Source organism: Enterobacter sp. FUJ80071 (genome assembly GCF_038739915.1).
GTDB lineage: Bacteria > Pseudomonadota > Gammaproteobacteria > Enterobacterales > Enterobacteriaceae > Enterobacter > Enterobacter kobei.
This window is the reverse complement of sequence record NZ_JBBXKH010000001.1, coordinates 204,192-218,432: the sequence shown is the minus strand read 5'-3', so window position 1 is coordinate 218,432 and position 14,241 is coordinate 204,192. Positions and strand designations below refer to the sequence as shown.

Annotated in this window: 15 protein-coding genes and 1 riboswitch; of the genes, 9 read left to right on the top strand and 6 right to left on the bottom strand. The window is 56.6% G+C overall.

Features of this window, described 5'->3' with window-relative positions:
- Window positions 1-486 precede the first annotated feature (486 nt).
- Both purH and purD read left to right on the top strand, forming a co-directional pair.
- Window positions 487-2,076, top strand: coding sequence for a bifunctional phosphoribosylaminoimidazolecarboxamide formyltransferase/IMP cyclohydrolase (gene purH / locus AAER43_RS01030; RefSeq protein WP_023331770.1), 1,590 nt, complete (start codon window positions 487-489; stop codon window positions 2,074-2,076).
- Window positions 2,077-2,092: 16 nt separating this feature from the next.
- Entirely contained in the window at window positions 2,093-3,385 is a 1,293-nt protein-coding gene (purD, locus tag AAER43_RS01025; RefSeq protein WP_050862831.1) for a phosphoribosylamine--glycine ligase, read from the top strand.
- A 48-nt stretch (window positions 3,386-3,433) separates the two neighbouring features.
- On the opposite strand, the gene AAER43_RS01020 is transcribed toward purD, so the two are convergent.
- The 6 genes from AAER43_RS01020 to nudC form a co-directional block, all read right to left on the bottom strand.
- Window positions 3,434-4,126, bottom strand: coding sequence for a DUF1481 domain-containing protein (locus tag AAER43_RS01020; protein WP_014882080.1), 693 nt, complete (start codon window positions 4,124-4,126; stop codon window positions 3,434-3,436).
- An 11-nt stretch (window positions 4,127-4,137) separates the two neighbouring features.
- The gene (gene hupA, locus AAER43_RS01015) at window positions 4,138-4,410 is read right to left on the bottom strand and encodes a nucleoid-associated protein HU-alpha (RefSeq protein ID WP_002445246.1); all 273 of its coding nucleotides are present in this window, start codon (window positions 4,408-4,410) and stop codon (window positions 4,138-4,140) included.
- A 186-nt stretch (window positions 4,411-4,596) separates the two neighbouring features.
- Window positions 4,597-5,187 (bottom strand): YjaG family protein, encoded by a 591-nt coding sequence (locus AAER43_RS01010; protein WP_050862832.1) that lies wholly within the window; start codon window positions 5,185-5,187, stop codon window positions 4,597-4,599.
- Window positions 5,188-5,228: 41 nt separating this feature from the next.
- Entirely contained in the window at window positions 5,229-5,900 is a 672-nt protein-coding gene (gene nfi / locus AAER43_RS01005) for a deoxyribonuclease V (protein WP_057057910.1), read from the bottom strand.
- Window positions 5,901-5,909: 9 nt separating this feature from the next.
- Window positions 5,910-6,974: a uroporphyrinogen decarboxylase gene (gene hemE / locus AAER43_RS01000; RefSeq protein WP_023336588.1), complete on the bottom strand. Its 1,065-nt coding sequence runs from the start codon at window positions 6,972-6,974 to the stop codon at window positions 5,910-5,912.
- Between the two features lie 38 nt (window positions 6,975-7,012).
- Window positions 7,013-7,786, bottom strand: a complete 774-nt coding sequence (gene nudC / locus AAER43_RS00995) for an NAD(+) diphosphatase (protein ID WP_023338926.1) — start codon at window positions 7,784-7,786, stop codon at window positions 7,013-7,015.
- Between the two features lie 95 nt (window positions 7,787-7,881).
- On the opposite strand from nudC, the gene AAER43_RS00990 reads away from it, so the two are divergent.
- The 7 genes from AAER43_RS00990 (at window position 7,882) to thiH (ending at window position 13,983) form a co-directional block, all read left to right on the top strand.
- Entirely contained in the window at window positions 7,882-8,379 is a 498-nt protein-coding gene (locus AAER43_RS00990; protein WP_014882075.1) for an Rsd/AlgQ family anti-sigma factor, read from the top strand.
- 54 nt (window positions 8,380-8,433) lie between these two features.
- Window positions 8,434-8,545, top strand: a riboswitch (TPP riboswitch).
- A 79-nt stretch (window positions 8,546-8,624) separates the two neighbouring features.
- Window positions 8,625-10,520, top strand: a complete 1,896-nt coding sequence (gene thiC, locus AAER43_RS00985; RefSeq protein ID WP_050862833.1) for a phosphomethylpyrimidine synthase ThiC — start codon at window positions 8,625-8,627, stop codon at window positions 10,518-10,520.
- Entirely contained in the window at window positions 10,520-11,155 is a 636-nt protein-coding gene (gene thiE, locus AAER43_RS00980; protein WP_057057908.1) for a thiamine phosphate synthase, read from the top strand. Before thiC ends, thiE begins: the two co-directional genes overlap by 1 nt.
- Window positions 11,148-11,903, top strand: coding sequence for a thiazole biosynthesis adenylyltransferase ThiF (gene thiF / locus AAER43_RS00975; RefSeq protein WP_047028103.1), 756 nt, complete (start codon window positions 11,148-11,150; stop codon window positions 11,901-11,903). Before thiE ends, thiF begins: the two co-directional genes overlap by 8 nt.
- Window positions 11,887-12,087 (top strand): sulfur carrier protein ThiS, encoded by a 201-nt coding sequence (thiS, locus tag AAER43_RS00970; RefSeq protein WP_014882071.1) that lies wholly within the window; start codon window positions 11,887-11,889, stop codon window positions 12,085-12,087. The genes thiF and thiS overlap by 17 nt, the downstream gene beginning before the upstream one ends.
- A 1-nt stretch (window position 12,088) precedes the next feature.
- Window positions 12,089-12,859, top strand: coding sequence for a thiazole synthase (gene thiG, locus AAER43_RS00965; RefSeq protein ID WP_050862834.1), 771 nt, complete (start codon window positions 12,089-12,091; stop codon window positions 12,857-12,859).
- On the top strand, window positions 12,856-13,983 hold the full coding sequence (thiH, locus tag AAER43_RS00960; RefSeq protein WP_050862835.1) for a 2-iminoacetate synthase ThiH: 1,128 nt from the start codon (window positions 12,856-12,858) through the stop codon (window positions 13,981-13,983). Before thiG ends, thiH begins: the two co-directional genes overlap by 4 nt.
- Window positions 13,984-14,241 lie beyond the last annotated feature (258 nt).

Below are 14,241 nucleotides of genomic sequence, written 5' to 3'. Positions count from 1 at the left end.
TCTTGCGACGTTAAGAATCCATGTCACTTTGAGTGCCCACACAGATTGTCTGATAAATTGTTAAAGAGCAGTGCAACGCGGCTTTCGCTCACCGTTGCGAGGTGGCGTATATTACGCTTTCCTCTTTCAGAGTCAACCCGTTATTTCAGGATTTTTTCTCTTCAACCGACCGGGTTGTCTGTGAAGTGATTCACATCTGCCGTGTCGATGGAGGCGCATTATAGGGAGTTATCCGCAGGCCGCAACCGCTAAATGACAGAAAAATGACTGACTGCTGCATTCCACAGCAAAACCCCGCCTTATACCCTTTTACACACAGACTTATCCACAATGATACGAAAAAGTAAAAATGTGCGAGCGTTGCGCAAACGTTTTCGTTAAAATGCTCGCGCTTCACAAGGATGCCTCGTCAGGTGTGTTAGATGAGTTTTTCGCAGGAAAATTCATCTAACGCTCTCTGTAATCGTGAAATCCAGGGGATTTACCATGCAACAACGTCGTCCAGTCCGCCGCGCTCTGCTCAGTGTTTCTGATAAAGCCGGTATCGTCGAATTCGCTCAGGCACTTTCTGCACGCGGTGTGGAGCTGCTTTCTACAGGCGGCACCGCACGCCTGTTAGCAGATAAAGGTCTGCCGGTAACCGAAGTGTCCGATTACACCGGTTTCCCGGAGATGATGGATGGACGCGTCAAAACTCTGCATCCGAAAGTGCACGGCGGTATTCTTGGCCGTCGCGGCCAGGACGATGCCATTATGGAAAAGCATGATATTGCGCCAATCGACATGGTTGTCGTTAACCTCTACCCGTTTGCCCAGACCGTTGCCCGCGAAGGTTGCTCTCTGGAAGATGCGGTAGAAAATATTGATATCGGCGGCCCGACCATGGTGCGCTCTGCAGCCAAGAACCATAAAGATGTGGCCATCGTGGTGAAGAGCAGCGATTACAACACCATTATTAGCGAGATGGATGCCAACGAAGGGTCACTGACGCTCGACACGCGTTTCGACCTCGCTATCAAAGCCTTCGAACACACCGCTGCATACGACAGCATGATCGCCAACTACTTCGGTAGCCTGGTGCCGGCTTACCACGGTGAAAGCAACGATCCTTCTGGCCGCTTCCCGCGCACGCTGAACCTGAACTTCATCAAGAAGCAGGATATGCGTTACGGCGAGAACAGCCACCAGCAGGCTGCCTTCTATATAGAAGAAGAGATCAAAGAAGCCTCGGTTGCCACCGCTCAGCAGGTTCAGGGCAAGGCGCTCTCCTACAACAATATTGCTGACACCGACGCTGCGCTGGAATGCGTGAAAGAGTTCAGCGAGCCAGCCTGCGTTATCGTCAAGCACGCCAACCCTTGCGGTGTGGCGGTGAGCACCTCTATTCTGGACGCTTACGACCGTGCTTACAAAACCGACCCGACCTCCGCGTTTGGCGGCATTATCGCCTTCAACCGCGAGCTGGATGCCCAAACCGCGCAGGCCATCATCTCCCGTCAGTTTGTTGAAGTGATTATTGCACCATCGGCATCCGAAGAAGCGCTGAAAATCACCGCGGCAAAACAGAATGTGCGCGTACTGATTTGCGGCCAGTGGGCAAATCGCGTGCCGGGTCTGGACTTCAAACGCGTGAACGGCGGCCTTCTGGTTCAGGATCGCGATCTGGGTATGGTGACAGAAGCTGACCTGCGCGTAGTGACCAAACGCCAGCCGAGCGAGCAGGAGCTGCGTGACGCGCTGTTCTGCTGGAAAGTGGCGAAGTTCGTCAAGTCCAACGCCATCGTCTACGCCAAAGAGAACATGACCATCGGAATAGGCGCAGGCCAGATGAGCCGTGTCTACTCTGCGAAAATTGCCGGGATCAAAGCAGGTGATGAAGGGCTGGAAGTGAAAGGTTCCGCCATGGCCTCTGATGCCTTCTTCCCGTTCCGTGACGGTATCGATGCGGCAGCCGCTGTAGGCATTACCTGCGTGATCCAGCCTGGTGGTTCTATCCGCGACGACGAAGTGATTGCCGCCGCCGACGAGCACGGTATCGCGATGATCTTCACCGACATGCGCCACTTCCGCCATTAATTCCCGGAGCAGAAAAATGAAAGTATTAGTGATTGGTAACGGCGGACGCGAGCACGCCCTGGCGTGGAAAGCGGCGCAGTCTCCGCGGGTGAAAACGGTCTTCGTGGCACCGGGTAATGCCGGTACTGCCCTGGAACCCGCTTTGCAGAACGTCGCCATCGGTGTGACCGATATCCCAGCCCTGCTGAACTTTGCCCAGAATGAGAAAATCGATCTGACCATTGTCGGCCCGGAAGCGCCGCTGGTGATTGGCGTAGTTGACGCGTTCCGCGCTGCTGGCCTGAAAATCTTCGGACCAACGGAAGGTGCTGCCCAGCTGGAAGGGTCTAAAGCCTTCACCAAAGATTTCCTGGCACGTCACAACATCCCGACGGCGGAATATCAGAACTTCACCGAAGTGGAGCAAGCTCTGGCTTACCTGCGTGAAAAAGGCGCGCCGATCGTTATTAAAGCCGACGGTCTGGCCGCCGGTAAAGGCGTTATCGTTGCGATGACCCTCGAAGAAGCGGAAGCCGCGGTTCAGGATATGCTGGCTGGCAATGCCTTTGGCGATGCAGGCCACCGTATCGTGATTGAAGAGTTCCTCGACGGCGAAGAAGCGAGCTTCATTGTCATGGTCGACGGCGAGCACGTTCTGCCGATGGCCACCAGCCAGGATCATAAACGCGTGGGTAATGGCGATACCGGTCCTAATACCGGCGGGATGGGCGCCTACTCCCCTGCCCCGGTGGTGACGGATGAAGTACATCAGCGCACCATGGACCGCATTATCTGGCCTACCGTGAAAGGCATGGCGGCGGAAGGGAATACCTACACCGGTTTCCTCTATGCAGGTCTGATGATCGACAAGCAGGGCAACCCTAAGGTTATCGAGTTCAACTGCCGCTTTGGCGATCCGGAAACTCAACCGATAATGCTGCGCATGAAATCGGACCTGGTCGATCTGTGTCTGGCGGCTTGCGAAGGCAAGCTGGACGAGAAAACCTCAGAGTGGGATGAACGTGCGTCTCTGGGCGTGGTGATTGCCGCGGGCGGTTATCCGGGTAACTACAACACCGGTGATGAAATCCACGGCCTGCCGCTGGAAGAGATTGACGGTGCGAAGGTATTCCACGCGGGTACGAAACTGTCTGACGACGAGCGCGTCCTGACCAACGGCGGCCGCGTCCTGTGTGCTACCGCACTGGGTCATACCGTTGCAGAAGCGCAGAAGCGTGCCTATGCGCTGATGGCGGATATTCACTGGAACGGTAGCTTTAGCCGTCAGGATATTGGTTATCGTGCGATTGCGCGCGAGCAGGGCGAGTAATTTTCCCCCTCACCCTAACCCTCTCCCTCAAGGGAGAGGGGATTTACGTCAAAAACTCTTCTCTGTCGGCTGCCACGTGCAGAAATCTTCGTTCGCCACCAGCAACAGCTGAGAGCCTTCCGGCGCCTCAAGCCACGCCACACTCACTTCCATTGATGAATGACGCTGACGGCGTTGAATATGTTCGGTCGCCCAGGATTCAAGCTCAGGCTTCACCGTCTGCCCTTCGCAGGTGGTTACCGTGCCATCGTTATGCCAGCGCCCCTGACGCAGCACCACACGTCCAAGACGAAGCGCATCGCTGGTCTGGCGGATTTGTTCAGCACGATAGCGGTAGAGGGCAATCTGATCGCTGGAAAGCTGCTGTTTTTGACCACTCACTTCACGCTGCATAAAGCTCAGCTCACCATGGTCGTCAAAACGCACTTTCACATGTTCGGGGGTTTTACTGTAGACGTTCAGTTCAATCAGCGACAGGTAATCACCCTGCCAGCGATACTCCGCGGTCGACGTATTGCCGTTATGCCACGGACTGAAAGCGGAGAGCAGATGCACTTCGCCGCCGGAATCTTTGCGCCATATCCTCACCGCACCCTGATTGTCAGCGTAGCCGCTGGCGGTAAACGGTGGCAGAGAGGTGTCGTGGCTGCAGGCAGACAGCAGAAGCACGCCTGCCAGCGCGAGCGTTCCACGCCAGAATGACAAAAGGGGCGTTGCCGCCCCTTCGCTAAAACTGTTCACTGCCACGCGTCTTACTTAACAGCGTCTTTCAGTGCTTTACCAGAAACAAATGCCGGCACGTTAGCTGCGGCGATTTTGATTTCTTTACCGGTCTGCGGGTTGCGGCCAGTACGCTCAGCGCGGTGGTTCACTTTGAAGGTACCGAAACCAACCAGTTGTACAGCATCGCCTTCTTTCAGAGACTCAGTAATAGCAGCCAGGGTAGATTCCAGAGCAGCTTTAGCCTGCACTTTAGACAGATCAGCCTTGTCCGCAATTACATCAATCAGTTGAGTCTTGTTCATAAGTTATCCTTTCAATGTGTTTATCGCTTGCTAAGCATCGAGTGCGACGAAAATGCCAAAAAAGCACTCTCCTGCATACACGCACCGATAGCCACTTTTTTTCGCCCCCCAAATGTAGACCAGACGGGGGGCAGAAGGGAAGAGTCGAGGTGCGACAAAACAGGCGTTAAATCACGTTTTGTTGTCTCATTGGTTAAAAACTATACCAATATTGCTCTCGCCCGACTCACGTAAGTCCGCACGCAGCCCTTTGATCAGCTCAATGTCACGTTCTTCACACTCTGCCAGCAGGCGGAAAATTTCCCACTGGATATCCCATTCCTGCTCAACCGCCGGGTTAGCTCGCAGCTCTTCGTCGGTCATTTCACGGCCTTCCTGGGTCATTTCGAGCATCGCAACGGTCGTAATGGATGCCTTACTGACTTCGATAGCATGCTCCAGGGTTTCGCCACTCAGACGGGAGTGGATCAGCTCACTTAATGCCACGCAGGCATCAATGGCCGGATAGACACCGTACAGATCAAAATCATCCGCGGCCGGGATCGCCTCTTCCAGCTTTTCCAGTTGGGAGTCGAAATTCACCTTTGCGTCTTTGACCGTCAGCGTTTCCCAGATCAAATCCAGAATGCGGCGGTAGATATGACCATCACCAAAGCCCGTCTGCTTACAGAACGCGGCATAGTTGGGATACATGCGCTCGCACAGGCAAGCCATAAAGGTGACGTGCTGCCAGCTTTCCAGCTTCTCAAGGCGCAGATGAATCGGGTTTTGTAACATGATGATGTCTCGAATCGAAAATTAGCCGCAGTTTACCTGAATCACGGCTGAATTTCCTGCCAACGAACAAAAGCCGGACGCGAGGAAGCGACGGCGTCCGCCCAGCGGGTTGGCTCCGGTAAACGGTAGCCCTTCATGCAGCGCTGAACCCACGCCAGTGCGCTGTCCATGCTCACCCGGTGACCGGTCGCGATAAACAGCGGATTACAGCGCGCTTTGCTGCGCCAGACCCACGCCAGCTGCTCGCCTTTATGGATAAGCGGCGCCAGCGCACCCGGCTCGGGGGAAAGTGGTTCAAACGCGCCACACAGGCGTTTTTTGGCAACGCCAATGGTCGGCACATCCACCCGCAGCCCAAAATGGCTGGCCACGCCTAAACGGCGCGGATGTGAGATACCGTGTCCATCCACAAACAGCAGGTCAGGTTTTTGCGAGAGCTGCTCCCATGCTGCCAGCAGCGCGGGATACTCGCGAAAGGAGAGGAAACCCGGAATGTACGGCATAGTGGTGGCGATACGCGCCACCTTGTACTCAACCAGCTCCAGCGAAGGGTATTTCAGAACCACCATCGCCGCTCGCGTCACTTCACCACCCTGCTCGAATCCGACGTCCGCTCCGCCAATGTACTGCGGGGGATCCTTATCCAGGCGATCCTCGCGGATCACCGATGAAGCCAGTTCAATTTGCTGAGCGCGTAGCGACGCGAGATCCATAACCACTCCTTACTGGTGATACTGGGCAGAAAGCCGATGCACCGCCTCCACAAATACGCCTGCATGCTCTGGCGGAACATCCTGATGAATGCCGTGGCCGAGGTTAAAGACGTGGCCTTCCCCCTGGCCGAAACCAGAGAGTATAGTCGACACTTCTTCTTCAATGCGGGCTGGCGGTGCATAGAGCATGGACGGGTCCATATTGCCCTGCAGCGCCACTTTGTCGCCCACGCGACGGCGAGCATCAGCGATATCGGTCGTCCAGTCGAGACCCAATGCATCGCAGCCGGTCGCCGCCATCGCTTCCAGCCACTGACCGCCACCTTTGGTGAACAGCGTCACCGGCACGCGGCGGCCTTCGTTTTCACGCAGCAGGCCATCAACGATTTTGTGCATGTAATACAGGGAGAACTGCTGATAATCGCGCCCGGTCAGTACGCCACCCCAGGTATCGAAAATCATCACTGACTGCGCGCCCGCTTTAATCTGCGCGTTGAGATAGAGCGTGACGCTCTTCGCCAGCTTGTCCAGCAGCGCATGCAGAGCCATCGGCTCGGCGTACATCATTTTTTTGATCACGGTAAAAGCTTTGCTGCTGCCACCTTCAACCATGTAAGTTGCCAGCGTCCACGGGCTACCGGAGAAGCCAATCAGCGGCACTTCGCCTTTCAGCTCACGGCGAATGGTGCGCACGGCGTTCATCACATAGCCCAGTTCGCCTTCCGGATCGGGGATCGGCAGCTTATCCACGTCGGCTTTGCTTTTGATCGGGGAGGTAAAACGCGGGCCTTCGCCGGTTTCAAAGTACAGGCCAAGGCCCATTGCATCTGGAATGGTCAGAATGTCCGAAAAGAGAATGGCGGCATCCAGCGGGAAGCGGCGCAGCGGCTGGAGCGTCACTTCACACGCCAGCTCAGCGTTTTTGCACAGCGACATAAAATCACCTGCCTGCGCACGCGTGGCTTTGTACTCTGGCAGATAGCGTCCTGCCTGGCGCATCATCCACACCGGGGTGACATCAACGGGCTGGCGCAGCAGCGCACGCAGATAACGATCGTTCTTCAGTTCGGTCATTTTTGCAGTTCCTTAAGCGTCATGGCCTCAGTGTAACACTACTCATACTCGGCCCGACACATCGCCACGGTATCTTCTATCAGCCGACGCGCCACGGTGCCGGGTGGCGGTAACAGAGGCAAATCGTCATAACGATACCAGTTCGCGTCCAGCAGCTCTTTCTGATCGATAACGATCTCACCGCTGTCGTATTCCGCCATAAACGCCGTCATCAGGGACATCGGGAATGGCCACGGTTGAGACGTTACGTAGCGCAGGTTTTTCACCTTGATCCCGCTCTCTTCCATCACTTCACGCGCTACCGCCTGCTCCAGCGTTTCACCCACTTCGACGAAACCGGCAAGAACGGTATAAATGCCGTTGCGATGGCGGGTATGCTGCGCCAGCAGGATAGTATCCTCACGGCGAATGGCGACGATAATGCAGGGTGCAATCTGCGGATAGTAACGTTCACGGCAGTGGCCGCAGAGCATTGCCCACTCGGTTTTGCTCGGGTGCATGGTATGGCCGCAGTAGCCGCAGTATTTATGCGAGCGGTAAAACTCCGCCAGCTGGACGCCGCGCCCCGCCAACTGGAACAAGCCAACATCCTGATCCAGCACCTGACGAACCGATCCCATCTCCTGACGGCGAGGCTGTTGGATCAACCACACTGCATCCCCCTGCCATTCACCAATCTTCAGTGCTGGCTGGCCAACAAGATCGAACGCCTCTGCTGCGCCATAAGGGATCTCCCCGGCAGGAAGCCATAGTTTTTGTTCGTGACTGACGATCCACCAACCCAGATCTGATTTTTCAATAATACGATCCATATCTATTGCACTACCTTCGCTTCACTGACATGTTGTTAGCATTGTGGTTACATTTTGGATAAGCAGATTCAATTCTCAACCTTGCGGAGTCAACCATGTTAAACCAGCTAGAAAGCCTGACTGAGCGCGTTAGAGGAAGTAACAAACTGGTGGATCGCTGGCTACATGTACGCAAGCATCTACTCGTGGCTTATTACAATCTGGTCGGTATTAAGCCTGGCAAAGAATCGTTTATGCGGCTGAATGAAAAAGCGCTGGATGATTTTTGTCAGAGCCTGGTCGACTACCTGTCCGACGGACATTTCAATATTTATGAACGTATTATCCGCGAAATGGAAGGGACAACGCCGTATTTAGCGGCCAGTAAACTCTATCCGCTGCTGGAAGCCAACACCCAGCAGATCATGGATTACTACGATTCCACGCTCGAAAATGCCATCGATCACGACAATTATCTTGAGTTCCAGCAGGCGCTTTCAGATCTTGGCGAAGCGCTGGAAGAGCGATTCACGCTGGAAGACAGGCTGATCGCCCTCGTCCTGGATAACGGCCTGGATGTGAGTAACGAAGATAACATCGCGCGCCCTGCTTGAGTTCTTAATCGTTAACGAGTAATTTACAACCATTCGCCCCTCTGCGGAGGGGGATTTTTCTTGTCGGAGTGCCCAGCGCTTAAACGCGCGGGCTGAGACCGTTAATTCGGGATCCGCGGAACCTGATCAGGTTAATACCTGCGAAGGGAACAAGAGTCACACTGCTGTTGTATCGCCCCTGAGGCGATCTTCTCTTGCTTCATCCGTCGTCTGACAAGCCATGTCCTTCACTTCTGGAATGAGCTATGTCTACCACTAAACTGACCCGTCGCGAACAGCGCGAACACACCCAACACTTCATCGATACCCTGGAAGGTACCGCTTTCCCGAACTCGAAGCGCATATACATCACCGGTTCACAGCCCGACATTCGCGTGCCGATGCGCGAAATCCAGCTTAGCCCGACGCTTATCGGCGGCAGCAAAGATAACCCGCAATATGAAGATAACGAAGCCGTCCCGGTGTATGACACCTCCGGCCCGTATGGCGATCCCTCTGTTGCCATCAATGTTCAGCGGGGTCTGGCAAAGCTGCGCCAGCCGTGGATTGACGCACGTAACGACTGTGAAGAACTCAACGAACAAAGCTCGTCGTACACCAAAGCGCGCCTGGCCGACGATGGTCTGGACGAATTGCGTTTCACCGGTCTGCTGACGCCAAAACGCGCCAGAGCGGGCAAACGCGTGACCCAGCTGCACTATGCGCGCCAGGGGATCGTCACACCGGAGATGGAGTTCATCGCCATTCGTGAAAACATGGGCCGCGAGCGTATCCGTAGCGAAGTGCTGCGCCACCAGCATCCAGGTGAAGGGTTTGGCGCTAGCCTGCCGGAAAACATCACGCCGGAGTTTGTGCGTGACGAAGTGGCCGCTGGCCGCGCGATTATCCCTGCCAACATCAACCACCCGGAATCCGAACCGATGATTATCGGCCGCAATTTCCTGGTGAAGGTTAATGCCAATATCGGTAACTCTGCCGTCACTTCCTCCATTGAAGAGGAGGTAGAAAAGCTGGTCTGGTCAACGCGCTGGGGCGCGGACACGGTAATGGACCTCTCAACTGGCCGTTATATTCACGAAACACGCGAGTGGATCCTGCGTAACAGCCCGGTCCCGATTGGTACTGTCCCGATTTATCAGGCGCTGGAGAAAGTGAACGGCATCGCCGAAAACCTCACCTGGGAAACCTTCCGCGACACGCTGCTGGAGCAGGCGGAACAGGGCGTGGACTACTTCACGATTCACGCTGGCGTGCTGCTGCGCTACGTGCCGATGACCGCAAAACGTCTGACCGGCATCGTCTCCCGCGGCGGGTCCATCATGGCAAAATGGTGTCTGTCACATCATCAGGAAAACTTCCTCTACGAACACTTCCGCGAGATCTGCGAAATCTGCGCCGCCTATGACGTATCCCTGTCGCTGGGCGACGGCCTGCGTCCGGGCTCCATTCGCGATGCCAACGACGAAGCGCAGTTTGCCGAGCTGCACACGCTGGGCGAACTGACAAAAATTGCCTGGGAGTATGACGTACAGGTGATGATTGAAGGCCCTGGACATGTGCCTATGCAGATGATCCGCCGCAATATGACCGAGGAGCTGGAGCACTGCCACGAAGCGCCGTTCTATACTCTGGGGCCCCTGACCACCGATATTGCACCGGGCTACGACCACTTCACCTCCGGGATTGGCGCAGCGATGATCGGCTGGTTCGGCTGCGCCATGCTCTGCTACGTCACGCCGAAAGAGCACCTGGGCCTGCCAAATAAAGAGGACGTGAAGCAAGGACTAATTACCTACAAGATTGCCGCTCATGCGGCGGATCTGGCGAAAGGCCACCCGGGGGCGCAAATCCGCGATAACGCCATGTCGAAGGCGCGCTTTGAATTCCGCTGGGAAGATCAGTTCAACCTGGCGCTGGACCCCTTCACCGCCCGCGCCTACCACGACGAAACCCTGCCGCAGGAATCGGGCAAGGTGGCACACTTCTGCTCCATGTGCGGTCCAAAATTCTGCTCGATGAAAATCAGCCAGGAGGTACGCGACTACGCCGCCGCACAGACCATTGAAGTGGGTATGGCAGACATGTCAGAAACCTTCCGCGCGAAAGGCGGCGAGATCTACCTCAAAAAAGAGGAGGCCTAATGTACCAGCCTGATTTCCCCTCCGTGCCCTTCCGTTTAGGGCTCTATCCGGTGGTGGACAGCGTGGAGTGGATCCAACGCCTGCTGGAGGCAGGCGTTCGCACCCTCCAGCTGCGCATCAAGGATAAGCGCGATGAAGAAGTTGAGGCCGACGTTATCGCCGCCATCGCGCTGGGACGACGCTACCACGCTCGTCTGTTTATCAACGACTACTGGCGGCTGGCCATTAAGCACCAGGCGTACGGCGTCCATCTGGGTCAGGAAGATCTGGAAACTACCGATCTTAACGCTATCCGCAAAGCCGGGCTGTGGCTGGGGGTGTCGACACACGACGATATGGAAATTGACGTGGCACTGGCGGCGCGCCCCTCCTACATTGCCCTCGGCCACGTTTTTCCGACGCAAACCAAGCAGATGCCCTCCGCACCACAGGGTTTAACGCAGCTGGCGTTACACGTTAAGCGCCTGGCCGATTACCCCACCGTTGCCATTGGCGGGATAAGCCTTGAACGCGCCCCTGCGGTACTGGAAACCGGCGTCGGCAGTATCGCCGTCGTCAGCGCGATTACCCAGGCGGCGGACTGGCAGGCGGCCACGGCACGGCTTTTACAGCTGGCAGGAGCGGGCGATGAATGACCGCGATTTTATGCGCTACAGCCGTCAAATTCTGCTGGAGGATATCGCCATCGACGGGCAGCAAAAGCTGCTCGCCAGCCGGGTGTTGATTGTTGGTCTGGGCGGATTAGGCGCCCCCGCCGCGCTTTATCTGGCAGGCGCAGGTATCGGTACGCTGGTGCTGGCCGACGACGACGAGGTGCACCTCAGCAACCTGCAGCGACAAATCCTCTTCACGACAAAGGACATTAATCAACCCAAAGCGCAGATTACCCGCCAGAGGCTGAATCAGCTCAACCCGGATATCGAACTGATTGCACTCCAGACGCGGCTGAGCGATGAAAATCTGCACCGTGAGGTCGCCCTTGCCGACGTGGTGCTGGACTGCACTGACAACATGGCGACGCGTCAGGCGATCAACGCCGCCTGCGTGATCAATAACACGCCCCTGATCACCGCCAGCGCGGTGGGGTTCGGCGGACAGATGATGGTCCTGACGCCCCCCTGGGCGCAGGGCTGCTATCGCTGCCTGTGGCCGGACGATGCCGAGCCCGCACGCAACTGCCGCACGGCAGGCATTCTTGGCCCGGTAGTCGGAGTGATGGGCACCCTTCAGGCGCTTGAGGCCATCAAGCTGCTCAGCGGCATGGAGACGGAACGTAATACGCTGCGGCTGTTCGACGCTCGTTCAGGCGGCTGGCGCCATCTGGCCTTAAACCGCGCCAGCCACTGCCCGGTATGCGGAGGCCGCGATGCGCATTCTGTTTAACGATGAGCCGATAAGCTGCGACGACGGGCTGACCATTGCCGCCCTGCTCGATAAGTTACGTCAGCTCAAGCCGGGAACGGCGCTGGCACTCAATCAACAGATCCTGCCGCGCGAGCAGTGGGAACATCAGCAGGTCAATGACGGCGACCAGATCCTGCTGTTTCAGGTTATCGCAGGGGGCTGAGATGCTACATATTGCCGATAAAATCTTTGATTCACATCTGTTTACCGGAACCGGAAAGTTCGCCTCTCCACAGCTGATGGTAGAGGCCATCCGTGAAAGTGGCAGCCAGCTGGTGACGCTGGCGATGAAACGCGTGGATCTGCGCCAGCACAACGATGCCATTCTTGCGCCTTTGCTGGAGGCAGGCGTTACGCTCTTGCCCAACACCTCCGGTGCAAAAACGGCGGAAGAAGCAATTTTCGCCGCACAGCTGGCACGTGAAGCGCTCGGTACCCACTGGCTGAAGCTGGAAATTCATCCGGATGCCCGCTGGCTGCTGCCGGACCCGATTGAAACGCTGAAAGCAGCAGAAAAGCTTGTGCAGCAAGGGTTTACCGTCCTGCCTTACTGCGGGGCGGACCCTGTGCTGTGTAAGCGTCTGGAAGAGGTCGGCTGTGTCGCCGTGATGCCGCTGGGTGCGCCAATTGGCTCTAATCAGGGTCTCGAAACTCGCGCGATGCTGGAGATCATCATTGAACAAGCCACCGTGCCGGTGGTGGTCGATGCGGGGATTGGCGTACCAAGCCATGCCGCGCAGGCGCTGGAGATGGGGGCCGACGCGGTACTGGTCAATACGGCGATTGCGGTGGCTGACGATCCGGTCATGATGGCGCGCGCGTTCCGCATGGCCGTAGAGGCCGGCTTGCTGGCAAGAGGATCCGGCCCTGGCTCGCGCAGTTTTCAGGCGCAGGCCACCAGCCCGCTGACCGGTTTTCTGGAGGCTCTCTCATGAGCACGTTTACCGAACGCTGGCGTCAGCTCAACTGGGACGATATCGCCCTGCGTATCAACAGCAAAACGGCGGCTGACGTGGAGCGTGCCCTGAATGCCCGTCATCTGACCCGTGAGGACCTGATGGCCCTGCTCTCTCCGGCGGCCAGCGCGTACCTTGAACCGATGGCGCAGCGCGCTCAGCGCCTTACCCGCCAGCGTTTTGGCAACACGGTAAGCTTCTACGTTCCACTTTATCTCTCGAACCTGTGCGCCAATGACTGCACCTATTGCGGTTTCTCCATGAGCAACCGCATCAAGCGGAAAACCCTTGATGAAGATGAGATCGCACGTGAGTGCGCCGCCATTCGTGAAATGGGGTTCGAACATCTTCTGCTGGTCACGGGCGAGCATCAGGGAAAAGTGGGAATGGACTATTTCCGTCAGCACCTTCCGGCGATACGTCGCGAGTTTGCGTCGTTGCAGATGGAGGTACAGCCCCTGTCGCAGGACGAGTACGCGGAGTTAAAATCGCTCGGGCTGGATGGGGTCATGGTTTACCAGGAAACCTACCACGAGGCAACGTACGCCCGGCACCACCTGAAGGGGAAGAAACAGGATTTCTTCTTCCGGCTGGAGACACCGGACAGGCTGGGCCGCGCCGGGATCGATAAAATCGGTCTCGGGGCGCTGATTGGGCTCTCCGACAGCTGGCGGGTCGATTGCTACATGGTGGCAGAGCATTTGCTGTGGCTCCAGCAGCACTACTGGCAGAGCCGCTATTCTATCTCTTTCCCCCGCCTGCGACCCTGCGCAGGCGGAATAGAACCGGCATCGCTGATGGATGAGCGTCAGCTGGTGCAGACTATCTGCGCGTTTCGCCTGCTCGCCCCGGAGGTTGAATTATCGCTTTCAACGCGTGAGTCCCCGGCGTTTCGCGATCGCGCGATCCCGCTGGCAATTAACAACGTCAGCGCGTTTTCCAAAACACAGCCGGGCGGTTACGCCGACGATCACCCGGAGCTGGAACAGTTTGCACCGCATGACGGGCGACGTCCGGAGGCAGTCGCCGCCGCCCTGACGGCACAGGGCCTACAGCCGGTCTGGAAAGACTGGGACAGCTGGCTGGGAAGAGCCTCGCAATAACGTTGAAACACGCTGCAATACGTTAAAAAAGTGTCGAGACACTACGGAAAGATAAAACCGGACGATTGTCAGCGATCGTCCGGTTTTTTATTGTCATCCGGTCAGCAAGGGATGCTGGCCAGGGCGAAAAGCTTCTTCCTCGTTTCGCCCTGCCTCCGATTTCTTGCATAAATGGGGCGGCAAAAACATGGATAAGGAATTTCTTAGTGATTCTTAAGATAAATCATCTTGCCGAAAATCGTGTTCCGTATAATTCAC

Bases quoted from the DNA above. Each gene is read 5' to 3' on its own strand.
- AAER43_RS00990 (WP_014882075.1), top strand. From the start codon at position 7,882: ATGTTAAACCAGCTAGAAAGCCTGACTGAGCGCGTTAGAGGAAGTAAC.
- thiC (WP_050862833.1), top strand. From the start codon at position 8,625: ATGTCTACCACTAAACTGACCCGTCGCGAACAGCGCGAACACACCCAA.
- hemE (WP_023336588.1), bottom strand. From the start codon at position 6,974: ATGACCGAACTGAAGAACGATCGTTATCTGCGTGCGCTGCTGCGCCAG.
- thiS (WP_014882071.1), top strand. From the start codon at position 11,887: ATGCGCATTCTGTTTAACGATGAGCCGATAAGCTGCGACGACGGGCTG.
- thiF (WP_047028103.1), top strand. From the start codon at position 11,148: ATGAATGACCGCGATTTTATGCGCTACAGCCGTCAAATTCTGCTGGAG.
- thiE (WP_057057908.1), top strand. From the start codon at position 10,520: ATGTACCAGCCTGATTTCCCCTCCGTGCCCTTCCGTTTAGGGCTCTAT.
- purD (WP_050862831.1), top strand. From the start codon at position 2,093: ATGAAAGTATTAGTGATTGGTAACGGCGGACGCGAGCACGCCCTGGCG.
- thiG (WP_050862834.1), top strand. From the start codon at position 12,089: ATGCTACATATTGCCGATAAAATCTTTGATTCACATCTGTTTACCGGA.
- thiH (WP_050862835.1), top strand. From the start codon at position 12,856: ATGAGCACGTTTACCGAACGCTGGCGTCAGCTCAACTGGGACGATATC.
- AAER43_RS01010 (WP_050862832.1), bottom strand. From the start codon at position 5,187: ATGTTACAAAACCCGATTCATCTGCGCCTTGAGAAGCTGGAAAGCTGG.
- nfi (WP_057057910.1), bottom strand. From the start codon at position 5,900: ATGGATCTCGCGTCGCTACGCGCTCAGCAAATTGAACTGGCTTCATCG.
- hupA (WP_002445246.1), bottom strand. From the start codon at position 4,410: ATGAACAAGACTCAACTGATTGATGTAATTGCGGACAAGGCTGATCTG.
- purH (WP_023331770.1), top strand. From the start codon at position 487: ATGCAACAACGTCGTCCAGTCCGCCGCGCTCTGCTCAGTGTTTCTGAT.
- nudC (WP_023338926.1), bottom strand. From the start codon at position 7,786: ATGGATCGTATTATTGAAAAATCAGATCTGGGTTGGTGGATCGTCAGT.